This window comes from Eubacterium barkeri, from assembly GCF_900107125.1.
In the GTDB taxonomy this organism is placed as follows: Bacteria; Bacillota; Clostridia; order Eubacteriales; family Eubacteriaceae; genus Eubacterium_O; species Eubacterium_O barkeri.
In genome coordinates this window covers 22,735-47,392 of record NZ_FNOU01000020.1, presented here as the reverse complement: position 1 = coordinate 47,392, position 24,658 = coordinate 22,735, and the positions used below count along the sequence as shown (strand labels likewise).

Here is a 24,658-nt window from a genome sequence, read left to right as displayed (position 1 = left end):
TTTTGGAATTGATAAAGGGAGTGTAGGACATGGACACAAAAATGATGCTCATCGTGGACGATATGGATGTCAACCGAGAAATTCTTTCCGAATATTTTTCGAAAGACTTCCTCATCATCGCTGCCCTCGATGGAGAGGACGCCATCCAAAAAATTGAGCAGTACGCCCATCGGATCACCATCATTCTACTGGATATCATCATGCCCAAAATGGATGGGATTGCCGTTTTAAAATGGATACAGGCCTCGCCCTACAGATCCATCCCCATTATCGCCATTACGGCAGAGTCGGGCTACCAATTGGAAGCCTTGGAAAACGGTGCCTGGGACTTTATTGGTAAACCTTTAGACCGCCGGATAATCCAGGCTCGCGTGCATAATATCCTCGGACGTTATGCCCTGGAGAATGCACAACAACGTAACGCCCAACTCCTGCAAGGGAAACGCGAAGCCGATCATCTCATCAATAGTATCCCCGGGGGGATTGCCATCTACCGATTCGTTGACAACTGCCTAAAAGCCCAATATTTCTCAGACGGCGTTGCCCAACTGACAGGTCATAGCCGGGGAGAATACGCTCAAATCATTGCCGATGATGCCACCGCCCTTCTTTATGATGGGGATCAGCGCCGGCTTTTAGGCTCTGCGACCACGGCCCTTAAAGAGGGGCATCCCATTGATGAAATCTACCGATTCTATCATAAAGATGGGAGCCTTATCTGGGTCCGAATGACGGCCATGCCCATTGGGGAGGAAGAGGGTTATCCCATCATTCATGCCGTTTTCCAACGGCCCACACGGATGACCGAGCTGTATGATAATCTTGTTAATGACAGCCAAAACCTCATTTATGTCAGCGATATCGCGACCTATGATCTGCTTTACATTAATCGAACAGGACTCAAATCCATCGGCAGAGAGCAGGAAGATTACACCCAGAAAAAATGCTATGCCTTTCTTTTTGGCCGCTTGGCGCCCTGTGATTTTTGTAAAATCAGGGAAATGTCGACCACCTGTTTCTTAGAACGGGATTACGAATACCCGGTCACCGGGCAAATTTTCACCCTACGGGGAAAGCTTATTGAGTGGAACGGCATTCCTGCCCATGTTGAATACATCGACGATGTCACCGCAGCCAGACGCACAGAGCAGGAACGCTTGAGGTTATCCAAGCAGCTTGAATCGATGATGGAAAATATCCCCGGGGGAATGTGCGCTTACCGCATTGATGATAGGGGTATTCACCCCGAGGTCCATAATCAGGCCTTTTTCGAACTCTTTGGTTATTCTGAAGAGCACCAGGCTGCGGTTATGAATCAAACCAACTTCCTTGGCGTCCACCCTGAGGATTTACCCGAACTCAAAGAACGTCTTGGGGATACCATCGCCCAAAATGGAAAAATCAATCACACCTATCGCATTTTCAATGATCGGGAAGGGCGTTACTTATGGGTCAACCTCAATGGCGTCGTTATTCCCCAAAAGGATGGAACAAAGCTGTGCTACGCCAACTACACCAATGTGGACAAACTTAAGGAAGTTGAGCAGGCCCTGCTTGAGAACCAACTCCGTTACGAGGTTGCCGTTAAAAGCTCCGGGATTAACATTTGGGAGTACGACATTCAGGAAGACTCCCTTTTTGTGATTTCCAACTCCCCCCGAATTAAACAAAATTGTTTTCAGATTCCCCACTATACACAATCGACTTTGGAAAACGGCTTTGTCCGAGAGGACGCTATCCCGACATTTTTAAATCTCTTTGACCGCCTGCGCCAAGGCGTGCCGGAAATCACAGCGGATATTTGGTACAAAACCACCGACAAAGCCGGTTTTTGGTGTGAGCGGGTCACCTATACCAGCACCTTTGATGCCAACGGAAACCCCATTAAAGCCTTTGGTGCCGGCCGGGATGTGACCCGGGAAAAAGAAGCTGAAAAAAAATTCCAGGAAGAATTATCCTACCGCAAGGCCGCCCAAAGCGATAACCTCGTGACGATCATTCTTGATTTAACCGATAACCGCGTCCTGGAAATCAGCAGTATTTTCCAATGTGTTCGAGATTTAAAGGGCAATACGGCATCGCACTATTTTGAAGAAACCGCCAAGCACATCACCGGACATCACCATTACCAACAATTCAAGGATTTATTTAATCGAAAAGCCCTCCTCCACAGCTTTAGCAGCGGAAATTATCTGATTTCCATGGAAGTGACCCGTCTCTTCGATACGCCAAAGATCTTTTGGCTTCATTACAGCGCCCATCTGATGCAAAACCCAAGGACCAAGCATATCGTCGCCCAAATTTCGTCAATTGATATCACCCAGAAAAAGGTGATGCAAACGGTTATGGAGACAGTGGCAAAGAAGGACTATGATTTCCTGGTCGTGGTCGATGGTTCTGTGGATTCGGCCCAGGATTATGCAGTCAAATCAAAAGAGCAGCTTTATGATCCAACGCAATCCTATGAGCAACAGCACCAACACTTTATTCACACCTATGTGTGCCCAGAAGATCAGGTCCGGGTCTCCCGCCTGTGTAAAACAAAGGATGTTTGGTCTAAAATCAAAAGCGGCAACACCTACAAAATCAGTTTTGGACTCTTACTCCCCAATGGACACAAACGGCATAAACAACTTCAATTCACCGCCATTGATCGCTTGCGAAAGACTTTTTTAATGTCCTGCATTGATGTCACAAATATTTACGAAGAGCAGGAAGCGGCCAAAGCAAAACTAAAGCAGGCTTTAGAACTTGCAGAGCACGCCAACCATGCCAAAACGGATTTTTTGAGCCGCATGAGCCACGATATCCGGACGCCGATGAACGCTGTTCTTACCCTGGCCTCCCTGGGACAAGATAGCCAGGATTTGGCTGAAATTCAAGATTATCTTGAAAAAATCGAGACCTCTGGCCGTTATCTCCTGGCCATTATTAATGATGTCTTAGACCTGCGGAAGCTCGAAAACCATCCCATAGCACTGCACCCGGTGGCTGTTTTTCTCCCGGATTTCATTCAAGAAACCATGGCCATCGTCCGCCCCACCGCTTTAGAAAAACAGATCGATTTACAGCTCCAGATCCAGGGAATGGCGTGCCATTATCTGATGCTTGATACCACCGCGGTCCAGCAGGTCATCGTTAATCTGCTTTCCAACGCCATTAAGTTTACACCCATTGGCGGATCGGTTACACTCATCCTCAATGGCATTTCCCGGGACAAGGGCTTTTTTCACAGCCAGGTGACCGTCCTTGACACCGGGATTGGGATTGCGCCTGAGTTTCTTCCCAAGCTTTTTCTCCCCTTTGAGCAGGAAAATACCCAGGACGATGTTACCCGCCAGGGAACGGGTCTGGGGCTTTCCATCGTCAAAAGCATCATTGATCAAATGGGAGGACGCATTTGGGTGGACAGTACCCCGGGCCAAGGCAGCGCCTTTCACGTGGATTGGCAACTCCCCGAGGCGACTGCCGAAGATTGTAGCCAGATGCCACCCAAACATCCCAATATCGCCCTTGACATTCTCTTTGGAAAACACATTCTATTGGCTGAGGATCATCCCCTCAATGCGGAAATTGCCCAGCGGCTGCTGTCAAAAAAGGGGATGAACGTGACCATTGCCACCAATGGTACCGCGGCACTGGAGTACTTTGACCACTCTGTCCCCCACACCTTTGATGCCATTCTCATGGATATTCGAATGCCCCAGATGAATGGTTTAGAGGCTACCCGGGCAATTCGACACGTCGATCACCCCGATGCTAAAACCATCCCGATTATTGCCATGACGGCCAATGCCTTCGAAGAGGATATCGATACCGCCATGGATGCCGGAATGGACGCCCATTTGTCCAAGCCCATCGATCGTCAAAAATTATATCAGACCCTGGCCAGGCTCATTGAACAGTCTGTCTGGGACAAACAAAAACCACTGCCCTGAATCAGGGTAGTGGTTTTGATTTGACTATTCTCTTGTTTTTAATAATCCTTGGCGGCTTCGCCCTTTAACATCCCCACGGCAGAGGAGGTGCCAATGCGGTCGCAGCCCAGGTCTAAGAAATCCCTTAGATCGTCCACGGTTTTCACTCCGCCGGCAGCCTTCATCCGCACCCCCGGCCCAATATTCGCTTTAAAGATTTGAATATCCGGGATGGTGGCCCCGCCGGTCCCAAAGCCCGTGGAAGTCTTAATGAAGTCTGCTCCGGCCTCGGTAACCAGCTGGCTGACGGTGGCTTTTTCATCATCGGTCAGATAGCAGGTTTCCACGATGACCTTTAAAATATTGTCCCCTACGGCCTTTTTTACGGCAGCAATTTCATCCCGGACGAAGTCGGTGCGTCCATCCTTCATGGCCCCGATGTTAATGACCATATCAATTTCCGTCGCCCCTTCTTTCACAGCCTCAGCAGCTTCAAAGGCCTTAACGGCAGTGGTATTATACCCTAAAGGGAAGCCGATGACCGTACACACGGTGAGTTTGTCCCCGTATGTGTCAGCCACTCTTTTCACATAGGCTGGCGGGATACACACCGAGGCGGTGCCATATTCCACTGCTTCATCGCACAGCTCGGCGATCTGGTCCCAGGTGGCAAAGGCCTTAAGCTGGGTATGGTCGATATGGGATAAAATTTCCTGATTATTCATGGGTTCTCCTTCTTTCCGATTGACAAATTTCGGCCTTATTTGGCCATGGTGTCCTTTAATTGGTCATAAATTTCAACATAGGTATTAAATACTTTTTGATACTTCTCATAATGATCTGGGTTCGGCTCCACACAATAGGCTTCCTTAACCATGCCCTTCGTCGCTTCTTCAAAATTGTCATAGGCGCCAGATCCCACGGAAGCCACAATGCAGCAGCCCAGACCACCTGCACTGGGGTCTACCGTAACAATAATGGGTTTCCCCGTGGCATCGGCAATAATCTGCATCCAGGTGGCATCCTTGGTGACACCGCCGCAGCCCACGATGCTGTCAATGGGGCAGCCCTGGGATTCAAAATTGTCGATGATGTTCTTGGTGCCCAATGCCACGGATTCCAGCAGTGCCCGGTAGATGTGGGCCTTGGTGTGGCTTAGGGTCAACCCGTAGATGACCCCCTTGGCATTGGGGTCCTTATAAGGGGTGCGGTTCCCCTGGAAGAAGTCCAGGGCCACTAACCCCTCTGCCCCAGGCTCGATTTCCTCGATCATAGCATTCATATGGGCGTAGGGATTGTCCAGCTTGTTTAAATCCCACTCCCGCATGAACCATTTCACAATGGAGCCGGCAGAAATCTGTCCCCCCTCTAAAAGCCACAGGTCCGGGACGATGGGATTGTTGTAGGGACCCCAGATACCATCGAGCACCAGCTTTTTATCTGAGAAGCAGAGCTGCACAAAGCTTGTCCCCATAATCATGGCCAGCTTGCCAGCCTTGGCAACCCCCATCCCCAGCATTCCGATATGGGCATCGATGCCGCCCTCCACCACCATCATATTGGGATTGAGGTCGTATTTTTCGGCGAAGGCTTTATCAATTTTGCCTAAGGGTTCCCCCACATGCTTCACATCTAATACCAGCTTATCGGCGTAATCCTCTAACCCGATCTGGTTAAAGAAGTCCGCATTCCATCCCCCTTCACATTCCACGTAGTTCCACTTACAGGCCGCCTGACAGATGGAAGTAGCGTAAACACCACACAGCTTGTAGTTCATCCAATCCAGCTGTTCGATGATCTTATAGCTTTTGGCATAGATATCTGGCTGATTGTTTTTAATCCACAATACCTTGGGGATCATCCATTCCACGGAATCCTCACCCCCACAGTATTCTAAATAGGGATGATTGGTAGCATTACAGGTTTCCATTTCTTTGACCGCCCGGGTATCCATCCACATAATCGCATCCTGGAGCGCTTCCCCCTCTGCGTCCACAGGTACCACCGTGGACGAGGTGGAACATACGCTAATGGCTTCGATACTGTACCGAATCCCCATGGACAGCTTGCTGGTAACATTTTCCACTGCCGTGTTAAAACAGCGCCACCAGTCATCGGGCTTCTGCTCTGCCCAGCCTGGCTTGGGATAATAGGTTTCATAGGCCTGCTCATCTGAGGCCACCACATTCCCACTGATATCTGTTACAACCACACGGACACTCTGAGTCCCCGTGTCCACACCCATAAAATATTTTGCATTTTCCATCATATTATCCTCCTCTAAATTGGTTTATTCCAGTTTATTCCTGTCCCCACGGGAAAAACATAACCTTATTATAGAAATAGCCACCCTTCGCAATCTCTGCAAAGACTGCAGGGCATTCGTCCAGGGGCAAGCGATGGCTAATAATATCCTTCGCTGTCATCCCCCGTTCTGCAAACATCTTTACGGATTCCGTCCAGTCCACACCGGGATAAGGGGCGGTAAAGGAATTCCAGGAACCGATGACAGAAAGCTGGCTGCGCATGATGGTATCCACTTCCTTCTCAGAAAGCTCCAGCCCCTTGTGGGAGATACCCAGGAAGACCACCCGGCCCATTTTGGCCGCCATGCGGATGGCCTGCTTTTGAGCCGCTGGCACCCCAGAGAAATCGATGATGAGGTCCACGCCATGGCCATCGGTAGCATCCATGACAGCCTGCACTGCGTCGGTTTCCATGGAATTAATCACAACATCTGCACCCACCCTTTTAGCGATGTCCAGCTTTTCATCCCAGACATCCACTGCAATGACCTTAGAGGCCCCCTCCAGCTTAGCATACTGGGCTGCGAAAAGGCCGATGGGGCCGGAGCCAACAATGGCAACACTGTCACCTGGTTTAAAATTCCCCCGGGAAAGTCCGTGGTAGGCATTGGCACAGGGATCGATGGTGGCCGCATCCTCATAGGACACATTATCCGGTACCTTCAGCAGGTTGGATTCTTTTACAGAAACATATTCCGCCAGGGCACCATCCCGACGAGAGCCGTAATAATCATAATCCTCGCAGAGGGAGTAGTTGCCCTTCTGACACCATTCACACTTCCCACAGGGGATCAGCGGCGGTACCACCACCCGGTCCCCGGGTTTGAAGCCTTTGACATCGGCCCCCACCGCTTCGATCTCACCGGCGAATTCATGGCCAATGGTAATGGGTGAAACATGAGCCCCATAGACCAACGCCCGGGGAATATCCGAGCCACATAACCCCACGGCACGCACTTTCACCATGACTTCATCTGATAGCATTTCTGGCTTTGCCACTTCTTCGACCCTTAAATCTCCGGGTTTGTACATCCGCACTGCTTTCATGAATAAACCTCCTGAGTTTTTCGGAATGGTGATTCCGTTTGATATTTACGTATTTATTTCCTTTGCCGTAAATTATAAACGAATTATACACCCTCACGTCTACGATGTCAATATCATATGCGTTAATTTTTTACGTTTTTTTATCCACACCATTTTACTTTTCCCCTCTTTTTCGTTATAATAAGATTCAGAAATGAAAATTTTGGAGGTCCCATGGTTTCTTTACTCCCTTTAATTCGAACAAAATACAATACTTTTTCTAAAAACCAGAAAATTATTGCTGATTATATCCTCAACCATACCGATTCTGCATCCATGCTATCCATTACGGATCTCGCCAAGTACTGCGACACCAGTGAGACCACAGTCATGCGCTTCCTTAAGAAAATGGATTATGATTCTTATCAAACCTTTCGCATCAATTTAGCCCGGGAGGTCTCCAAGGATCCTTCGGGTACCATCAATGATGAACTGCGTCCCGGAGATTCCATCCATGAGATCAAGGCAAAGGTCATCAGCCACAACCTGACGGCGGTCAAGGATGTAGCCCATTCTCTCCCCGATTCCCTGATTCAATCGGTTCTGGATACCCTCTTTCAGGCGGAACGTATTTTCTTCTTTGGGGTGGGTGCCTCTGCTGCTATCGCTTCAGATGCCCTCCATAAGTTTGCAAAAATTGGGCTGAATGTAAACAGCTTCCCCGACCCCCACCTCATGAACATCCTGCTATCCCATGCTGGTCCTGGAGATGTGCTTTTTGCCATTTCCCACACGGGTGAAAGCCTGGAGGTTTTAAAAACGGTGGATATTGCCAAGAACAGAGGCGTCCAGATTATCGGAATGACCAGCTTTTCCAACTCAACTCTCGCAAAAAGTGTTGATTTTTTTCTGTCCAGCTCCACCAACGATAAAAAATACCATTCTGAGGCCATGGCCTCCCGTCTGGTTCAACTGACCATTATTGATATTTTATATCTATCTTTATTTATGTCCCATGAGGACGTTTTTTACACGGCCCTGGATGAATCCCGCCTGGCTGTAGCAAAAAATAAAACCTGATCAAAAAACAAGCCCCAGCATTCCGGGAATTCCGGGAATACTGGGGCTATTTTGCTGATTGAATTCGCCTTCGGGCCTGCTTGCTTTCTCGCAGCTTACATCACGATGCCGCCGTCGACGTGGATGATGGTCCCGGTGGTAAAGCTGGCTTGCTCAGAGGCCAGGTAAACGTAAGCCCCAGCCAGCTCCTTGGGGTCGGCCATCCGTCCCAGGGGGGTGAAACCTTTAATGGCGGCCATGGTGGCGTCGTCCACGAATTCGGCAACCATATCCGTAAGCACCGCCCCGGGGGCCACTGCATTCACCCGAATATTATAGGGCCCCAGCTCCTTGGCACAGGATTTAGTCAAGCCATTAACCCCAAATTTTGAGGAGGAATAGGCGGTCTGCATCTTTCCACCGTAAGTCCCCACCATTGAGCTGGTGTTAATAATGGCACCACCTCTCCCCACCATTTCCTTGGCAACGGCACGGATACACTTAAAGGGCCCCACCAGATTAATGCGAAGAACCGATTCAAAATCATCATCGGTCATATCAAAAATCTGCTTTGTCGAGGTCACCCCCGCATTATTGACAAGAATATCGATTTTTCCATAATGAGCCATGGTCGCCTTCACCATGGCATCAACACTTTCCGTATCCGATATATCCACGCCGATGGGCAGAATATCCGCCTCTGGGTACACTTTTTTTAACGCACCCGCCGCCTTTTCCGCCGAAGCGATTCGGCTGCCGCACAATGCCACCTTCGCCCCCTCTTCAATATAGGCCTGGGCAATAGCATAACCAATTCCCCGGGATGCGCCGGTAATAATGGCAACTTTATCCTTTAACTGCATTATGAAACCTCCTTCTCATTAAAATTCAATGGATCTTTATCTGTAATTATAATAAGTACATATAAAGTCGTCAACCTTTTTCTCCTATTCCCCATCTCTTTCAGACTCCATTCAGATAAAAAAAGAACCCAGAAAGGGTATCTGAGTCCACGAAGATCGTATTCTACTGTTTTATTTTATAAATTGATCAATGGCTTTACTCAGGGCATCGATTTGTGCCATATCGTCATCCCGTACGGCATCGATAATACAGTGCTCCAAATGCCCCTTCAGTATAACTTTCCCGGTGTTGTTAATGGCTGAGCGCACCGCTGACAGCTGAATGAGCACCTCGCTGCAATCCCGATCCTCCTCCACCATCCGTTTCACCGATTCCAAATGGCCAATGGCTTTGGATAAACGATTGATGATGGCCCGCTGTTCTTTGGCGCTGTGGTGATGACCATGATCGTGTCCATGGTCATGGTTATGATCGTGATCATGGCTATGGCTACATTTATCGTCCTTTACTAACATCCTGGACCCCCTTCATTTTCATTTTAACCGATTGTTTATGATGCCTATTGTAGCCTTTTGCAGATAAAAGCGCAAATTTTTTTTGTTTTTTCATTCTGCATAACCCCCTCCGGGGCTTGTGCAATGGCAATAATCGCCGTATAATCAACTTGTAAACACAAGTTAAAGAAATGATGGAAAGAGAGGTATAAATTATGCACATGGCAGATGCTTTGGTCTCCCCAGCCGTGGGAGGGATTATGTTAGCCGCCAGCGCTGGCTGCGTCGCTTATTCTGCGTATAAATGCAAGGATGAAGTGGATGAAAAGACCATTCCCCTCATGGGTGTTTTAGGGGCGGCGGTCTTTGCTGGTCAAATGATTAATTTCACCATCCCGGGGACAGGGTCCAGCGGGCACATCGGCGGAGGGATTTTATTAGCGGCGACACTGGGGCCATTCCCGGCCTTTCTGGTGATGACAGCGGTCCTCCTCATCCAGGCCCTGTTCTTTGCCGACGGTGGTCTCCTGGCCCTGGGATGCAACGTGTGGAATATGGGCTTTTATACCTGTCTTCTCGTTTATCCCCTGATCATGCGTCCCATCCTTAAAAAAGGGCTGACCAAAGGGCGAATCACCTGGTCTTCCATTCTCTGTGTGGTGCTGGCCTTATCCATGGGGGCCTTTTCCGTTGTCTTAGAAACGACAGCATCTGGCATCACCGCCCTTCCCTTTGGTGTTTTTACCGGTCTGATGCTCCCCATTCATCTGGCCATTGGCCTGGTGGAAGGGATTGTCACCGCCGGTGTCCTGTGCTTCATCCAGCAGATGCGCCCGGAAATCCTCACAACTGCCCTTGAAGGCACCGCCCTTCCCTCTAAACTGGATACTAAGAAAGTAGTCATCAGTCTTCTGGTATTCGCCGTCCTCCTGGGAGGAGGCTTCTCCCTCTTTGCATCGGCAAATCCCGATGGTTTGGAATGGGCCATGGAAAATGTGGCCGGTACCACAGAGTTGGAAAGCGATGGGGGTACCCACGAAAGCGCTGCGGCGATTCAGGAATCTACAGCCTTTATGCCGGATTATGATTTTTCCGGCGGCGAGGGGAGTGCCATGGGGACCACTACCGCAGGTCTCATTGGTGCCGGCATCACACTGCTTCTGGCTGGAGGGACCGGGTTTGTTATCACCAAGGTAAGAAAATCCCATAAATCTGCTTAAGGTTCCGCTTTCAGGAGGTCCCAATGACCGATTTTTCTCAGTCTTTAAATACACTGACCAGCATTGAAGAGCTGGTGGATGGCCATACCATCATCCACCGGCTCCACCCGGGGGTCAAGCTGGCCCTCACTTTTTTATATCTGGTTCTTGTGGTCTCTTGCCCCGTGTATAATCCGGGGCTTTTGGCCGTTTTTGCCTTCTTTCCCTTTGTCCTGATGGCTCTGGCGGAAATTCCCTGGAAGCCGCTTTTTAAACGGGTGGCCATCGCCCTTCCCTTCGTGGCTTTTGCTGGGATTGCTAACTTAATTTTTGACCGACAAGTGGTGGCGGTCATTGGCTTTGTGCCCATCACCACCGGCGGCCTCTCCTTTTTAACCATTTTGCTCAAAACCTGCTTTTGTGTGTCGGCAGTCCTGATCCTCATTGCCACCACTGGTTTACCAGCCATTGCCTATCAGCTTCTGCGCATCCATGTTCCCCGAATTTTAGTGGAGCAAATCCTGCTGATTTACCGATACATCTCCGTTCTTTTGGGGGAAGCCTCCCGAATGACTACGGCTTACCATCTTCGGGCTCCCCAGGAGCGGGGAATCCGCATGAAGGATATGGGTGTTTTCTTAGGTCAGCTTTTACTCCGGAGCTTTGATCGGGCGGACCGGGTATACCACGCCATGAAGTGCCGGGGCTACGATGGCTCCTTCCTCCAGGGACGGCCTGCCCCAGCAAATGCGGCGGATTACACTGTATTTTTCCTCGGTGCCAGTGCCCTCCTTCTGATGCGCTTTTTTCCATTCCTTCTGACCCAAGTATTCCTTCCACTCTTTTAGACAGGCGGTATTTTATGCAACCCACATCCATTACCATAGACGACCTTGTTTTTACCTATCCCGATGGCCATGCCGCCATCGATCATCTCTCCCTAAAGGTTGCCCCGGGAGAATGTATTGCCCTGGTTGGGGCCAACGGTGCCGGTAAATCCACACTCTTTCATTTATTTACGGGCATTCTTTCCCCCACAGAAGGGGGAATCACCATTGGTGATACCCCTGTTGAGAAAAAGAACCTCCCGGACATCCGCCGCCTTGTGGGCCTTGTCTTTCAAAACCCGGATGATCAGCTCTTTACCACCCGGGTGAGCGAGGATATTGCCTTTGGGCCCCAAAACATGGGCCTTTCCCCGGAGGTGGTTGACGCCCGGGTAACCCAGGCCCTGACTCTCCTGGGAATTGAAAAGCTCCGGGATCGAATGCCGGCGCATCTTTCCATTGGGGAAAAACGGATGGTGGCCGTGGCCTCAGTCTTGTCCATGTCCCCGGAGGTCATTCTCTTTGATGAACCCTCCTCCTTCCTGGACCCCTGGGCCCGCCGCCGTCTCATGGAGACCATCAGCACCATGCCCCAGACCCGAATCATCGCCACCCACGATCTGGACATGGCCGAGGAGCTGTGTGACCGGGCCATCGTCCTCCGGGAGGGGGCCTGTGTAGCCGATGGGGCCTGTACCCAGATTCTATCCGATGCACCACTCCTTGAAAACTGCCATCTGGAAATGCCCTTTAAATTTCAGCGCTGTGCGAGTTGTTCCCATGGCTATGAAGCTATTCTCTCATAATTGAGAATTTTTTGACACCATCCTGGTTCCCATCCACGCCAAGGGACCAGAATGGTGCCTTTTTTATCCCCTTGCCTTCCTAAGGTTTATTGTCTAAAATAGGAGGATAAGCTTGTCCACGCACGAAACAAATACAGACGATGGAAAATAGGAAGGATATCATGAAGAAATTATGGATACTTTTGACCCTTTTCTTGGGGGGCATTATTTTAATTTCAGGATGTCGAAAAGCACCTGAAATCCACTATGCCATGCTTGGCGATTCACCCCAGCTCACTGAGAATAGCTACACCTACGGCATGTATGAAGGCCTTAAAACCTTTGAGCGCAATAACCCGGACACCGCCGTGAGTTATTTGGAGTCCCAATCCCCAGAGGACTACCTGGCCAATGCGGAAAAACTGGCCGACGATGGCAACACCTTAATTTGGGGAATGGGCGGCCCCACCGAAGAGGCGCTATTAACCTCTGCGGGCTACAATCCCGGTATACGCTACATGATCTTAGATGCCAGTGATACCCAGACGGTTCTTCCCCAGAATGTGAATACCATTGTTTTTGCCTCGGAGCAGGCTGCCTTCCTGGCTGGTTATGCTGCGGGAACCGCCACCCAGAGCAACCATGTTGGGTTTATTGGGGGCATGAAAATCCCCGCCGTTGAGCGTTTTGAATACGGCTACCGTTATGGCGTTGAGACTGCGGCGAAGGAGCTTGAAAAAAACATCCAATGCGACATCGTCTACACCGATTCCTTTAACGAGGCCGCCCTTGGTCAAAAAAAAGCGACCCAACTCTACCAAAGCGGGTGTGATGTCCTCTTCCCGGTTGCTGGTACCACTGGAACCGGCGTCATCGAAGCGGCTATAATGGCTGACAAATGGGTTATTGGGGCCGATATCGATCAATATGAAAATGCCCCCAGGGTTATTCTAACCAGTGTGGTCAAGCGTACCAATAATGTGGTCAAATACTTTACCCAACGCTTCCATGATGGTAATCTTGAAGGGGGCACGGTCATTGTCCGGGGTCTAAAGGAAGATGCGGTGGGTATTCCCAAGGAAAATCCCAATATAAATGCCCATTTCCCCCAGCTGATGACCCGTCTTGATGCCTTAAGTCTTGAGATTAAAAACGGTCAGCGCACCATCCCCGCCACCCAGGACCAATACCAAAGCCTGTCCGATACTTCTCTATAATCCAACAATGGAAAGGATGATTCTTTTATGATCATAACCCTGGATATGATTCAAACCCTGGGTGTCGCCGCCGCCGTTCTTTATCTCGGAGAATTTCTCAGAAAACACATTTCGATTCTCGCCCGATTTTGTATCCCTGCGCCAGTGGTGGGTGGCCTCCTTTTTTCCCTGGTCACCCTTCTGGGCTATACCACCGATTTCTTTCAGATTTCCTTTGATCTCACCCTCCAGGAAGTCTGTATGACGGCCTTCTTCACCTCCATCGGATTTGGTGCTTCCTTCAAATCCCTCAAATACGGCGGGCTGCCGCTCATTCTCTTTGTCATTCTGGTCGTTGGACTGATTCTGCTGCAAAACCTTGTCGCCCTGGGCATGTCTTATGTTATCGGAGTTTCCCCGCTGCTCGCCCTCTGCACAGGCTCCATCCCCATGGTGGGCGGTCACGGCAGTGCCGGTGCCTTTGGGCCCATGCTCAAAGCCGCTGGCGTCAATGGGGCCACCAGCATCGCCATGGCCGCCGCCACCTTCGGACTGGTTGCCGGCTCCTTACTGGGAGGACCCCTGGGAAAACGGCTCATCGATACCTTTAATCTCACCCAGGGGCTGGAAGAACGCCATGTTATTCTTGATACTGAAGTGGACGGGGATGCCCCTTCCATCCTGGCCGGAAACCTCACCCGGGGAATTTGCCAATTAGCGATTGCCATGGGGATTGGAACCTTCATCTCCTGGGCCATCGCCCAGTCTGGTCTCAATTTCCCCTCCTACATCGGTGCCATGATTGCAGCTTCGATCCTCCGGAATATTTCCGATGGAACGGGGGCCTTTCCGGTGTACGATTTTGAAATTGCCGAAGTTGGTGAGGCCGCATTGTCCCTCTTTTTAGCCATGGCCCTCATGAGCCTCCAGCTTTGGCAGCTGGCTGCCCTGGCCATTCCCCTCATTCTGATGCTGACCGCCCAGGTTCTACTGATGACACTTTTTGCCCGCTTTGTGGTGTTTCCACTGATGGGCCGGAACTACGATGCGGCCATCATCACAGCGGGTACCTGTGGTTTTGGTATGGGGGCAACCCCCAACGCCATGGCCAATATGCAGGCCCTTACCGAGAAATATCTGCCCTCAGAAAAAGCCTTTCTCATCATCCCCATCGCCGGAGCCTTTTTTGTCGATTTTTTTAACAGCATCATCGTAACCTTTTTCATTAATCTCTTAAGCTAAAAAGAAGCTAAAAGAATTATCATCGTTATATAAGGAGAAAATCAATGAAACGTCAATTAAAAATTACCCTGCTTATCGCACTATTATCTGTTTTACTGCTCGGTGGCTGCGCGGCACCCCAAAAGGAAGCCAACCCAACCCCTGAAAAAAGTCTGGTGGGGTCCTGGACCATTTCTCCGGAATCGGCCAAAAACCTAAAGAAAGTCATTGGGGACGTATCTTTACGCATTGTCCTCAATGCCGATGGCACCGGTTCTGTGGATGCCACCATTAATGGTGACTCCAAAACTTATTCCGGAACCTATACCAAAACAGATAAAACCATCACCATTTCTTCGGCTGATCTGGATGCTCCCCTCACCATTGGCTATGCTTTTAAGGGGGATGACATCATTGCGACCTATTCTGCAGTACAGGTCACCCTGGTGCGTGGGAATTAGTGGATGAATGCACTCCGTCTCCCCATCACCCGATCCAAATCCCCAACAATCCCGCCATCAATTTGATGTTTTTCTACCATTTTTGACATCATTTTTATGGCTACGGCGTGGGTTAACCCAGACTTATAGGGTCTTGGCTCGGTAAGGGCCTGGTAAATATCGACACAGGCCACCAGACGTTCTTCAAAGTCCAAATCCCCGGCAGAAAGCCCCTTAAAATACCCAGAGCCATCCAGCTTTTCATGGTGCTGGCAGGCCCATTTTCGAAGGGTTTCAAACCCTTCAATATGCGATAGTATCCCATCGCTTTTTTCAGCATGGGTCTTCATTATTTCATATTCTCCGACGGTTAATCGCCCTGGCTTTTCCAGCACCGCGTTGGGTACCATTAGCTTTCCAATGTCATGAAAAGCCCCAGCCATAAACAGATCCATACAGCCCTCAGCATCATATCCATAATAGCGCCCCATTTGTTCCAGCTTTTCTGCAATACCCATGGAATGCTGGCAGGTTGACGCCGATTTATAATCTGTAATACGGGCAAAGAGGGTTGCCATATCCCGAAACTGTTTATGGGAATAAAGGGCGGTACGCCGGGGAAGACGGGCTTCAATCCGCGCTTCCAATGCTCCACCCTCCAGGCTGCTCAGGTCCGAAAGGGTAAAGGTATCCCAAAAGAGATCCACGAGCTCTCCTGAAAAGCAACGATCTCGATTCATTGATAAATACCCTTGAATGACCGCTGCTTTTCCCTCCTCCCAATGTCCCAAATCCAAAGCGACATCCAGCTGATCCGCCAAATGGATGATTTGGGCCGCCAAGGGTGTCTCCTTTGCTGTTCGACCAAAGGGACCACTGCCATCGGCATTTTCATGGTGGTACAACACCGCCCCATCTTGATTTGTCGCCATGGGAAGACAGGCAATATTGCGCTCACCGAGCTTGCAGTGAATGCCTATATCCATCCTTTGATGGGTATCCGTCCCCCGGAGCTCCGTGGCAATATACTCGGCCAGGGCATTGTCATGGAGGAGGGCGCAGGCCACCAGATCGATTAAATCTTTATCCTCCATCCCCAAGGCGTTCCCAAGCTCCATTCCCATCCAGGCTACCCTTTTCGAATGGTGATCGGTGGCTCCCAGCAGTTCATACTCCACATAATCCAAAGCTTGGGAACACGCAAATAAAACGTCGTTAAAACAAATTTCTTTCATTCCTCTACTCAATCCTCCCTTTTCGATTCCCCTTAATTAAAAACGCCCTTTGCTGTAAAGTCCTCAATTTCTGTCTCCGAATATCCCAGTTCCTTTAAAACCGCCTGGGTTTCTGCCCCCAGGGCCCGGCCTCCCTCGGTGTAGGATACCGGACAGGCTGATAGCTTAATGGGGCACCCCAGCTGCTTGATGCGCACCTCCGGATGCTCTGGCATCGGGACGTCAACAACCATCCGCCGGGCTTGAACATGGGCATCGGTCAGCAACGCATCAGGCAGGCTGAGGACTGGTTCCACGCACACATCCGCCGGGTCAAAAATAGCCTGCCATTCCTTTTGGGTCTTGGTTCTGAAAATTGCCCGGGCCTCGGCCTTGACCGCCTGCACATCCTCAGGCCAGACGGTCTTCTCCACCCAGTCCGGCCGGCCTATGCACGCACAGAAGCCTGCCCAAAACTGAGGTTCCAGGGCCCCCACACTCATATACTCACCATCGGCTGTTTCGTAAAAATCATAGAGACAGCCGCCATTTAAACGGGTCCCCTCCCGGGTGGGACGCTCCCCAGATGAAAGAAAGGCTGCGCCGTCCATGGCGTTAAAGGGAATGAGCCCATCGTACATGGCCACATCCACCCATTGGCCTTCCCCGGTAACCGTCCGATGATGAACCGCCGCCAGAATGCCCACCACTGAATTCATGGAGCCCACCGCCAAATCCGCAATCTGCATATTGGTCAGCACCGGCCCCGTGGTTTCCCGGCCAGAGTAGGCCATATTCCCGCTCCGGGCCAAATAGTTAATATCATGGCCCGCCCGGTGGCTCAGCGGGCCGTCCTGACCGTATCCCGTCAGGGAGCAATAAATCAAACGGGGATTGACCGCTTTTAAATCCCCGTAGCCCAGTCCCAGACGATCCATCACCCCTGGCCTGAATTGTTCGATGACGATATCGTACTCCATAATCAGTTGTTTCACCATGTCCACTGCTTCGGGTGCTTTAAGATTTAAAAACATGGAGCGTTTATTCCGTCCCAGCCAAGCCTGATTGGCGGATATCCCCGTATCCGCCACCATCGGCGGATAATCTGCGACGATATCCGGCCGGCTGCCAGAGGCTATCTTAAGCACCTGGGCCCCCAGGTCTGCGAGCATCAGGGTCGCATAGGGCCCTGGTAAGAGTGTCGTAAAATCTAAAACCTTTAAATCCGATAAAGCGCCTGTATTCTCACTCATCTTATACCCTCACTTTTTATACTAAAAAATTCATCCTTATTTCTACTCTCCCAGTATACCGACCCAGCTGCAATTTGTAAATCTTTCTCTGGGATTTCTCCCTTTTTCTGATGTATAATAAAACTAAGAAAATAAATGATAGGAAACGCCATGACTGTACAAAGCAAGGAACAGATTTTAAAACACTATTTTGGGTACGATGCCTTCCGGCCGGGACAGGCGGACCTCATCGATGCGGTCCTCTCGGGACAGGACGCCCTGGGGATTATGCCCACCGGTGCGGGGAAATCCCTCTGTTACCAGATTCCTGCCCTGATGCTTCCGGGACTGACCCTGGTGATCTCCCCCCTCATCTCTCTCATGAAGGATCAGGTGGGGGCCCTGGTCCAAAGCGGCATTCCCGCGGCCTGCCTGAACTCCTCCCTGACGGATGAAGAATACCGTCAGGCCATGGAGGATGTGGCCTCTGGTGCCTGCCGGCTGCTCTACATCGCCCCGGAACGTTTAATGGCCCAGGATTTCATGGCATTGATCAATGGGCAAAGCGTCAGCATGATCACCGTGGATGAAGCCCATTGTATTTCCCAATGGGGTCAGGATTTCCGACCCGCCTATTTGGCCATTCCAGATTTCATTCAGAGCTTTCATACCCGCCCGGTGGTTTCCGCCTATACCGCCACAGCCACAGCCCAGGTCCAGGAGGACATTGCCGTCCTTTTAGATTTAGTGGAGCCCAGGCGCCTGGTCACCGGCTTCGATCGCCCAAACCTGAACTTCGAGGTCCACCACCCTGATAAAAAGCTGCCAGAGCTCCTCCGCCTGGTGGACAAGCGCCGGGATAAAAGCGGCATCATCTACTGTGCCACCCGCAAACAGGTGGAGCAGGTTGCCGATGCCCTGGTGGCCCAGGGTATCCCCGCCGTCCCCTACCACGCCGGTCTCTCCGATACTGTCCGCCGCCGGAATCAGGATGCCTTCATCTACGATCAAAAGCCCGTGGTAGTGGCCACCAACGCCTTTGGTATGGGCATCGATAAATCCAACGTCTCCTATGTGATCCACTACAATATGCCCGGGGATATTGAAAGCTACTACCAGGAGGCGGGCCGTGCCGGCCGGGACGGAGAGCCAGCAGACTGCATTCTGCTCTACAGCCCCCAGGATGTGAGAACCCAGCAGTTCTTCATCGCCCATTCCTTTACCGAATCCGGGGATGCGGACCCCCAGGCCCTCCGGGCCCTGGATGAGGAACGGCTTAAAACCATGACCTTTTACTGCCACACCGAGGACTGCCTGAGGGGGTATATGCTGCGGTACTTTGGGGAGGATGCCCCTATAGAATGCGGCCACTGCGGCAACTGCAATGCCGAAAAGGAAACCCTGGATATGACCGTACCTGCCCAGAAGATTTTTTCCTGTATCATCCGCACGGGCAGCCGCTTTGGGGCCAAGATGGTCATCGATGTCCTCCGGGGGAGTAAAAGCAAGCGCCTGTCGGATTTAGGCTTTGACACCCTCTCCACCTACGGCATCATGGCCGAGGACTCCGAAAACCGACTGCGCCAAATCATCCGCAGCCTGACGGGTTTAGGGTACATTGTCGTAGAGGAGGGACAATTCCCGGTGCTGCGCCTGAGCCAAAGGGCCCGACCCATCCTGAAAGGAACGGAAAGTCTGACCCTCACCCTGCCTGTAGAGCGTCAAATCAGCCGGGCCAAGGACCGCAAAAAAGGGAAGGGTAAGGGGAGTACCCACGCCCTCCATCCCGAGCTTTTCGAAAGCCTTCGGGATTTGCGCAACCAGCTGGCTGAGGAACAGAGCGTTCCGGCCTATGTGATTTTCTCCAACGCCACCTTAACCGATATGTGTGCCGTCCTGCCCACCACCACCGAGGCCTTCCTGTCCGTTTCCGGTGTGGGGCAGGTGAAATGTGAGCGGTATGGGGATGCGTTTATGGCGGCCATCCGGGATTGGAAACAGAAGGGGGAAAGCCCTTCCTAAAGCATGCAAAAAAGAACAAGAGACCCCCAGGATGATGGAAGACTGGTGGTCCATTGTTCTATGGATTCGGTGCTTTCCAGGTATTCCCTGGACGTGATCTGGGTTATGGAGGTGTGAATTCCACCCAAGGCTGCGTGGGGTGATGGTGTGAGTATCACCCCACACAAAGGATTGAGCACCATGTCAAAAGGGGCCCCGGGGCAGAGCATTATCCTGCCCCAGGGTCATTGGTTTATTGCCGTAAGGATTCCTACTCCTGCCAATTGGCGGGATAGACAAAATAAGCATACCGGGCTTTGGAGGGCGTTTTAAAAAAGATATGGCTGCCCTTGGGAATATAAAGGATATCCCCAGGTCCACCGGAGATGGTCCGGCCATCAATTTCAATTTCCAGCTCCCCATCGATGACCATGTCGTATTCATCGTAGGTCAGGGTCCACTCAAAGCGGGTGTTGTCCAGCTCCATGATGCCGGCCCCCATACGGGGTGCCTCCTCCAGGGAAAGGATATCCCGCAGGCCGACCCCAAGAGTTTCCCCAAAGGGCTCACACCTTACAGTATCGGTTTTAACCTTTATAATACCGCTGGGATCCTGATCTTTCTGAAAGGGGGCTATAGACGGGTTGAACTGCTCCTTTAGCACACTTTCCACAATTTGCTTAATCAAGGCTTCACTCAGATTCATTCTTCTTCCTCCTGCCCGGTTTCCTGGGTTGCTTCAATTTTACTCAGCAGCTTCGGTGCCAGCATATTGGCTAAAATCAAGGCCGTAATCCCGGCCACCAGCTTTCCGACGATAACGGGGAAAATCATCTCCTGGTTTACCCCGGCGGTAAAGCCCAGGTGATCCCCAAAGACAAAGGCCGCAGACACCGCAAAGGCGACATTGAGGAGCTTTCCTTTTCCATTCATTTTATCCATGATGTTAAACATGGCAATATTATTGGCCAGGCTGGCCACCAGACCCGCCGAGCTGTTCTCGTCGATGCCCAGCTTTTGGCCCACCTTTTCCAGGGATTTTCCAAAGGTATCTGTAATCCACTTGACCATGGGAAATGCCCCAATTAACACAATGGCAATGGTCCCGCAGATCAACAAACCGGATTCCAGGGGAATGACCCCGGCGGCATCGGGAGTCACCATAATATCCATTAAGGGGAAACGAATTCCGGTCATGTATTGAAAGACCGCTACCGCCGTAAAGAAGGTTATGACCGTCGTCACACCGGTCCCGAATTTATTGAAGCCACTAATCATTTTAGCAGGCTTAAACCATAGGCCAAGGACGATAAGCCCGGAAATGATGATAACAGGAATCAGATTGACCAGAATGGTCCCAATATCCATTTTATAGGGGGTCAGGTTCATGACCAGGCCACCGACAATACAGCCGATGGGAATGGTAATCAGCCCAGCTAGAACCCCGGCACCCAGGTAGGGGCGATCCTTCTTCTGGATAATAGAAAGGGCCACGGGGATGGTAAAGACGATGGTCGGCCCCATCATCGTGCCCAGAATCAGGCCCGAGAAATTCCCAATGGTTTCATTGGCCGCCATATTCATGGCCAGAGGGTACCCCCCCATATCACAGGCCAGCAGTGTTGTGGCAAACATGGAGGAATCCGCACCGACTAGGTTATACACCGGCACCAATATGGGTTTTAGAATAATAGCAAGCACTGGTGCCGCCGCCACCACCCCGGCCATGGCCATGGCCAGGGGGCCCATGGCATTAAAGCCCTCTTCAAATTGTTCCCCGTACCCCAGCTTGTTCCCCCGAATTTTATCGACGGCGCCGACAATCATGAAAATCATCATGATCATGATAATAACGGAGTTTACGGAAATATTCCCAACCCACTCCCCGATGCTTGACGTAAAGACATCGATATTTGTAATATTTTGCATCAATTCATTAAACATTCTTTTGTCCCTCTCTATTCTACATTACAATAAGGAATCCACCAGTGCTTCCGCTGGCCGCGGAATAACAGCCGTCTCCACCAGCAGCTCATCGGATAAGTTGGCTGCGGATACTGCTGCCTTAACAGCACCCACATCCCCGGTTAAGGTGACAAAGCCCTTGCCCCCAATGGCATAGCCGATCCGCACCTCCAGCAGCGTCACCTGGGCCGCCTTCACCGCTGTATCTGCGGCGGTGATGGCCGCCGCAATGGAATAAAATTCCAGGACGCCCACAGCCTCGGTCTCAACCACCTGAACCGTCCCCATCAGGGATGGCACCAGCTGCTCGTGGATATTGGGAATCAACAATGTATTGACCACATAGGCGGCGCCCACATGGATTCCGGCCTCCATGGATGCCCTGATTTCACCCACGTCCCCGGAAATCAATACAATATATTTCCCGGGACATACCGTGGATGCCCGAACCAGGTCCACCTGGGCCGCCTTCAGCATGGCATCCGTCGTTATGATACCTCTGGCAATACTGGTCAGCTCAATCATTCCAAGTGCACGCTTCATCCCCGGGTACCTCCTTTTCCTTCAATGGTAATCCCATAATCTGTCACTTCCGTAACGGTGCCCGCCATACTGGCATGGAGGTTAACCGACAGCCCTTCCTGGGCTTCACCGATTAGCTGCCCCAGGGCCACCACATCCCCCACCGCCACAAGGGGCCGGGCCGGACTGCCAATATGCATCTTCAGGGGAATGCGCACCCGAGACGGTAACCATTGGCCGCACTCCCTGGGCTTTTGCCCTTCGTAGGCCTGTAAATTGATCCTGGCAATAAGCCGATGGGTGGGAATCCGACGATGGGCAATCATGGGATGTTCCCTTGGGTTCGTCCCCCTTTCGATGGTCAGTCCCCGTTCCCGGATCTTTTCCTTAAAATAGCCATTCATCCGACGGGGGGATAAACCCATGGGACAGGCAAACAGCTCACAAATCCCACAGTCACAGCAGTTGACGGCACTCCCAAAGGCCCGGATAAAGGCATCGTCTCCCAGGCTGTCCTCTTTAAAGGCATGGCGCATGACCTCGTGGGGCTTGACCCAGTGGCCAATGAGAAACCGGGGACATAAATCCGTACACATCTGGCACTGGATACAGGCACTCAGGGCCTGACCCTTGATCCCCTGGATGGACCTCGTCCCCCGGCGCACCAGCTCATGGCTCCGGGGAAGAACCAATAAATTGCCCAGGGTTTTGGTGACTACCGCCCCATCAATATCCCCGGGATCCGTCAGGATACGCCCCATCATGGGGCCGCCTAAAAGGACGGCCATTTCCCCGGATTTCATTTTGGCCTGGGCCAGGCATTCTTTAATGGGGGTCCCCAGGGGTACCTGGAGAAGGGTGGGGTGATCCACCTCTCCCACAATGGAGAGTATTTTATGGGTTACTGGCTTTCCCTGGGCAGCATCCCAGACATCCACCACGGTCCCCACATTATCCACCACAGCCCCGACATCCAGGGGCAATCCCCGCTCTGGGACGATTTTTCCCAGCACCGCATACACCAGGCTTTGCTCATCACCCGCCGGATAAAAGGGGGAAAGGGTCACTATTTCGATAGTCGCCTTTGCCTCCTGAATGGCTTTTTCAAGGCAGGCAATTTCTTCCACATAGCTTTCCTTAAGGGCAATAATCAAGCGCTTGGCGCCCAGGACCTGGCCAATGACCTGGATCCCCTTGATGATTTTATCCGCCTCCTGGCGGCACAGATATTTATCCGTCGCAATGAGGGGCTCGCATTCCACGGCGTTGACAATAAAGCATTCTGCCTGGGCACCAAGCTTAATATGGGTGGGAAATCCAGCCCCGCCGGCACCGACGACCCCCGCCGCCTGCACTTCTTTCACTAAATCCACGACATCCCCCTATCCTATCCATCACTTCGGTGGATTTCCATATCATCAATAATACCGATGATGGCGGCATCCACGGGGCAATGGGAATCCTCTGCGGCACCCCGGGCGGAGCTGCCCCCAACCACGATGACCCTTTCTCCAATGCCCGCCCCAATGGTATCCACGGCCACAAAGGGATCCCCCTGGCCCTTGCCGATTTCCACCTGATAGGGCTTGACCAGCATCAGCTTAAAGCCACTTAGCTTCTCCATTTTCCGGGTCGCCCAAACACTGCCAATTACCTCTCCCACCTTCATAGGGTTACCTTCTTTCGACGCTGAATTCACAGTCATCGATGAATTCCTGGGCCATATCCGTCAAAATAGCATTGCCCGGAATATAGATAATTTGGGGCTTTTCCCGGTTGGCCTTCACAATATCCACCTCGGTGATAATATGCTTTTCAATGGCAGCTACCTTTTTTTCCTCTGGAATTTCCTTTGGGATTTCCTCTGATCCCTTAGGGGACTGGGGTTCATTTCCCAGGCAGTACATCAGCTCCACCTGGTCACAAACCTCCAGGCCCAGGGTCTTAAGAGCCTCCAGCTGCTTCTCAAAAATCCGCCAATAGGGGCCCCGTTCATTTTGGGGGACACCAAAGAGCTGAATGCCCTCCCGGGGAACCACAATCCGCTTCCCCAAAAGCATGGCCGACATAATGGTCTCCACATAGGGACTTCCCCCGGTGCCAGCAGCCAGCTGGCCCATGGTGCTGCAGCGCAGCCCCTTTAAAATAATGCCCGTATAAGCCCCGAAAGCCGTCCCCGAATCCTCAGAAACTGCCTCCAGGCAGTACTGCGCCTTCAGACCCGGGTCCTCCACCAGGGAAGGGCCGCCCTCCCCCTGGGGATCAGTCAGGACCAGCCATCTGGGCTTCTGGGGTTCTGCTGCTTTTTTTTGAGCCGACGGCTCCGTTTCTGATAATTGTGTGGCCACCCGGGCCATCACTTCTTCGATTAATTGATTGACATCCATTGT

Annotated in this window: 22 protein-coding genes; 9 read left to right on the top strand and 13 right to left on the bottom strand. The window is 51.5% G+C overall.

What is annotated here, in order from left to right; all coding sequences use genetic code 11:
* Nucleotides 1-29: 29 nt before the first annotated feature.
* The gene (locus BLU30_RS11185; RefSeq protein WP_090246430.1) at nucleotides 30-3,938 is read left to right on the top strand and encodes a response regulator; all 3,909 of its coding nucleotides are present in this window, start codon (nucleotides 30-32) and stop codon (nucleotides 3,936-3,938) included.
* Nucleotides 3,939-3,976: 38 nt separating this feature from the next.
* Here BLU30_RS11185 and deoC read toward each other — a convergent pair whose 3' ends face one another.
* From deoC to BLU30_RS11170, 3 genes are read right to left on the bottom strand one after another with little or no spacing between them, the layout of a single operon-like run.
* Nucleotides 3,977-4,642: a deoxyribose-phosphate aldolase gene (gene deoC / locus BLU30_RS11180; protein WP_090246428.1), complete on the bottom strand. Its 666-nt coding sequence runs from the start codon at nucleotides 4,640-4,642 to the stop codon at nucleotides 3,977-3,979.
* A 35-nt stretch (nucleotides 4,643-4,677) separates the two neighbouring features.
* Entirely contained in the window at nucleotides 4,678-6,186 is a 1,509-nt protein-coding gene (locus BLU30_RS11175; protein WP_242873574.1) for an FGGY-family carbohydrate kinase, read from the bottom strand.
* 31 nt (nucleotides 6,187-6,217) lie between these two features.
* Nucleotides 6,218-7,270: a galactitol-1-phosphate 5-dehydrogenase gene (locus BLU30_RS11170; RefSeq protein WP_090246426.1), complete on the bottom strand. Its 1,053-nt coding sequence runs from the start codon at nucleotides 7,268-7,270 to the stop codon at nucleotides 6,218-6,220.
* A 213-nt stretch (nucleotides 7,271-7,483) separates the two neighbouring features.
* Here BLU30_RS11170 and BLU30_RS11165 point away from each other — a divergent pair, with 213 nt between their 5' ends.
* Nucleotides 7,484-8,329, top strand: a complete 846-nt coding sequence (locus BLU30_RS11165; protein WP_090246424.1) for a MurR/RpiR family transcriptional regulator — start codon at nucleotides 7,484-7,486, stop codon at nucleotides 8,327-8,329.
* A 95-nt stretch (nucleotides 8,330-8,424) separates the two neighbouring features.
* Here BLU30_RS11165 and BLU30_RS11160 read toward each other — a convergent pair whose 3' ends face one another.
* Entirely contained in the window at nucleotides 8,425-9,171 is a 747-nt protein-coding gene (locus BLU30_RS11160; RefSeq protein ID WP_090246422.1) for an SDR family NAD(P)-dependent oxidoreductase, read from the bottom strand.
* A gap of 171 nt (nucleotides 9,172-9,342) precedes the next feature.
* Complete coding sequence (locus BLU30_RS11155) at nucleotides 9,343-9,687, bottom strand: metal-sensing transcriptional repressor (RefSeq protein ID WP_090246420.1); 345 nt, start codon at nucleotides 9,685-9,687, stop codon at nucleotides 9,343-9,345.
* A 194-nt stretch (nucleotides 9,688-9,881) separates the two neighbouring features.
* On the opposite strand from BLU30_RS11155, the gene BLU30_RS11150 reads away from it, so the two are divergent.
* The 6 genes from BLU30_RS11150 (at nucleotide 9,882) to BLU30_RS11125 (ending at nucleotide 15,355) form a co-directional block, all read left to right on the top strand.
* Nucleotides 9,882-10,886, top strand: a complete 1,005-nt coding sequence (locus BLU30_RS11150; RefSeq protein ID WP_090246419.1) for an energy-coupling factor ABC transporter permease — start codon at nucleotides 9,882-9,884, stop codon at nucleotides 10,884-10,886.
* A gap of 23 nt (nucleotides 10,887-10,909) precedes the next feature.
* Complete coding sequence (gene cbiQ / locus BLU30_RS11145; RefSeq protein ID WP_090246417.1) at nucleotides 10,910-11,713, top strand: cobalt ECF transporter T component CbiQ; 804 nt, start codon at nucleotides 10,910-10,912, stop codon at nucleotides 11,711-11,713.
* Between the two features lie 14 nt (nucleotides 11,714-11,727).
* Entirely contained in the window at nucleotides 11,728-12,498 is a 771-nt protein-coding gene (locus BLU30_RS11140; protein WP_090246416.1) for an energy-coupling factor ABC transporter ATP-binding protein, read from the top strand.
* Nucleotides 12,499-12,659: 161 nt separating this feature from the next.
* A complete protein-coding gene (locus BLU30_RS11135; RefSeq protein ID WP_176770917.1) occupies nucleotides 12,660-13,694 on the top strand; it encodes a BMP family ABC transporter substrate-binding protein in 1,035 nt (344 codons plus the stop codon).
* Nucleotides 13,695-13,721: 27 nt separating this feature from the next.
* On the top strand, nucleotides 13,722-14,915 hold the full coding sequence (gltS, locus tag BLU30_RS11130) for a sodium/glutamate symporter (RefSeq protein ID WP_090246412.1): 1,194 nt from the start codon (nucleotides 13,722-13,724) through the stop codon (nucleotides 14,913-14,915).
* Nucleotides 14,916-14,959: 44 nt separating this feature from the next.
* Entirely contained in the window at nucleotides 14,960-15,355 is a 396-nt protein-coding gene (locus BLU30_RS11125; RefSeq protein WP_090246410.1) for a hypothetical protein, read from the top strand.
* Here the strand turns inward: BLU30_RS11125 and BLU30_RS11120 are convergent.
* Together BLU30_RS11120 and BLU30_RS11115 are read right to left on the bottom strand one after the other, a co-directional pair.
* Nucleotides 15,352-16,569 carry an HD-GYP domain-containing protein gene (locus tag BLU30_RS11120; RefSeq protein ID WP_090246408.1) on the bottom strand — a complete coding sequence of 406 codons (1,218 nt, stop codon included), beginning with the start codon at nucleotides 16,567-16,569 and terminating at the stop codon, nucleotides 15,352-15,354. The two genes, BLU30_RS11125 and BLU30_RS11120, sit on opposite strands and share 4 nt — an antisense overlap.
* 32 nt (nucleotides 16,570-16,601) lie before the next feature.
* Nucleotides 16,602-17,801 (bottom strand): CaiB/BaiF CoA transferase family protein, encoded by a 1,200-nt coding sequence (locus tag BLU30_RS11115; RefSeq protein ID WP_090246406.1) that lies wholly within the window; start codon nucleotides 17,799-17,801, stop codon nucleotides 16,602-16,604.
* Nucleotides 17,802-17,951: 150 nt separating this feature from the next.
* On the opposite strand from BLU30_RS11115, the gene recQ reads away from it, so the two are divergent.
* Nucleotides 17,952-19,802: a DNA helicase RecQ gene (gene recQ / locus BLU30_RS11110; RefSeq protein ID WP_090246404.1), complete on the top strand. Its 1,851-nt coding sequence runs from the start codon at nucleotides 17,952-17,954 to the stop codon at nucleotides 19,800-19,802.
* 250 nt (nucleotides 19,803-20,052) lie between these two features.
* On the opposite strand, the gene BLU30_RS11105 is transcribed toward recQ, so the two are convergent.
* The 6 genes from BLU30_RS11105 to BLU30_RS11080 form a co-directional block, all read right to left on the bottom strand.
* The gene (locus tag BLU30_RS11105; protein WP_090246402.1) at nucleotides 20,053-20,487 is read right to left on the bottom strand and encodes a cupin domain-containing protein; all 435 of its coding nucleotides are present in this window, start codon (nucleotides 20,485-20,487) and stop codon (nucleotides 20,053-20,055) included.
* Complete coding sequence (locus BLU30_RS11100) at nucleotides 20,484-21,650, bottom strand: ethanolamine utilization protein EutH (RefSeq protein WP_340148145.1); 1,167 nt, start codon at nucleotides 21,648-21,650, stop codon at nucleotides 20,484-20,486. Before BLU30_RS11100 ends, BLU30_RS11105 begins: the two co-directional genes overlap by 4 nt.
* Nucleotides 21,651-21,749: 99 nt before the next feature.
* A complete protein-coding gene (locus tag BLU30_RS11095; RefSeq protein ID WP_090246398.1) occupies nucleotides 21,750-22,289 on the bottom strand; it encodes a BMC domain-containing protein in 540 nt (179 codons plus the stop codon).
* Complete coding sequence (locus BLU30_RS11090) at nucleotides 22,286-23,641, bottom strand: 4Fe-4S dicluster domain-containing protein (RefSeq protein ID WP_090246396.1); 1,356 nt, start codon at nucleotides 23,639-23,641, stop codon at nucleotides 22,286-22,288. Before BLU30_RS11090 ends, BLU30_RS11095 begins: the two co-directional genes overlap by 4 nt.
* A 14-nt stretch (nucleotides 23,642-23,655) precedes the next feature.
* Nucleotides 23,656-23,937 carry a EutN/CcmL family microcompartment protein gene (locus BLU30_RS11085; protein WP_090246393.1) on the bottom strand — a complete coding sequence of 94 codons (282 nt, stop codon included), beginning with the start codon at nucleotides 23,935-23,937 and terminating at the stop codon, nucleotides 23,656-23,658.
* 4 nt (nucleotides 23,938-23,941) lie between these two features.
* The gene (locus BLU30_RS11080) at nucleotides 23,942-24,655 is read right to left on the bottom strand and encodes a hypothetical protein (RefSeq protein WP_090246390.1); all 714 of its coding nucleotides are present in this window, start codon (nucleotides 24,653-24,655) and stop codon (nucleotides 23,942-23,944) included.
* Nucleotides 24,656-24,658 lie beyond the last annotated feature (3 nt).

Excerpts from the sequence above, each read along its gene's own strand:
- BLU30_RS11085 (WP_090246393.1), bottom strand. The coding sequence starts at position 23,937 with ATGAAGGTGGGAGAGGTAATTGGCAGTGTTTGGGCGACCCGGAAAATG.
- BLU30_RS11095 (WP_090246398.1), bottom strand. The coding sequence starts at position 22,289 with ATGAAGCGTGCACTTGGAATGATTGAGCTGACCAGTATTGCCAGAGGT.
- BLU30_RS11115 (WP_090246406.1), bottom strand. The coding sequence starts at position 17,801 with ATGAGTGAGAATACAGGCGCTTTATCGGATTTAAAGGTTTTAGATTTT.
- BLU30_RS11105 (WP_090246402.1), bottom strand. The coding sequence starts at position 20,487 with ATGAATCTGAGTGAAGCCTTGATTAAGCAAATTGTGGAAAGTGTGCTA.
- BLU30_RS11150 (WP_090246419.1), top strand. The coding sequence starts at position 9,882 with ATGCACATGGCAGATGCTTTGGTCTCCCCAGCCGTGGGAGGGATTATG.
- BLU30_RS11155 (WP_090246420.1), bottom strand. The coding sequence starts at position 9,687 with ATGTTAGTAAAGGACGATAAATGTAGCCATAGCCATGATCACGATCAT.
- BLU30_RS11135 (WP_176770917.1), top strand. The coding sequence starts at position 12,660 with ATGAAGAAATTATGGATACTTTTGACCCTTTTCTTGGGGGGCATTATT.
- BLU30_RS11120 (WP_090246408.1), bottom strand. The coding sequence starts at position 16,569 with ATGAAAGAAATTTGTTTTAACGACGTTTTATTTGCGTGTTCCCAAGCT.
- cbiQ (WP_090246417.1), top strand. The coding sequence starts at position 10,910 with ATGACCGATTTTTCTCAGTCTTTAAATACACTGACCAGCATTGAAGAG.
- BLU30_RS11175 (WP_242873574.1), bottom strand. The coding sequence starts at position 6,186 with ATGATGGAAAATGCAAAATATTTTATGGGTGTGGACACGGGGACTCAG.
- BLU30_RS11185 (WP_090246430.1), top strand. The coding sequence starts at position 30 with ATGGACACAAAAATGATGCTCATCGTGGACGATATGGATGTCAACCGA.
- BLU30_RS11170 (WP_090246426.1), bottom strand. The coding sequence starts at position 7,270 with ATGAAAGCAGTGCGGATGTACAAACCCGGAGATTTAAGGGTCGAAGAA.
- recQ (WP_090246404.1), top strand. The coding sequence starts at position 17,952 with ATGACTGTACAAAGCAAGGAACAGATTTTAAAACACTATTTTGGGTAC.
- deoC (WP_090246428.1), bottom strand. The coding sequence starts at position 4,642 with ATGAATAATCAGGAAATTTTATCCCATATCGACCATACCCAGCTTAAG.
- BLU30_RS11125 (WP_090246410.1), top strand. The coding sequence starts at position 14,960 with ATGAAACGTCAATTAAAAATTACCCTGCTTATCGCACTATTATCTGTT.
- BLU30_RS11165 (WP_090246424.1), top strand. The coding sequence starts at position 7,484 with ATGGTTTCTTTACTCCCTTTAATTCGAACAAAATACAATACTTTTTCT.
- BLU30_RS11140 (WP_090246416.1), top strand. The coding sequence starts at position 11,728 with ATGCAACCCACATCCATTACCATAGACGACCTTGTTTTTACCTATCCC.
- gltS (WP_090246412.1), top strand. The coding sequence starts at position 13,722 with ATGATCATAACCCTGGATATGATTCAAACCCTGGGTGTCGCCGCCGCC.
- BLU30_RS11080 (WP_090246390.1), bottom strand. The coding sequence starts at position 24,655 with ATGGATGTCAATCAATTAATCGAAGAAGTGATGGCCCGGGTGGCCACA.
- BLU30_RS11160 (WP_090246422.1), bottom strand. The coding sequence starts at position 9,171 with ATGCAGTTAAAGGATAAAGTTGCCATTATTACCGGCGCATCCCGGGGA.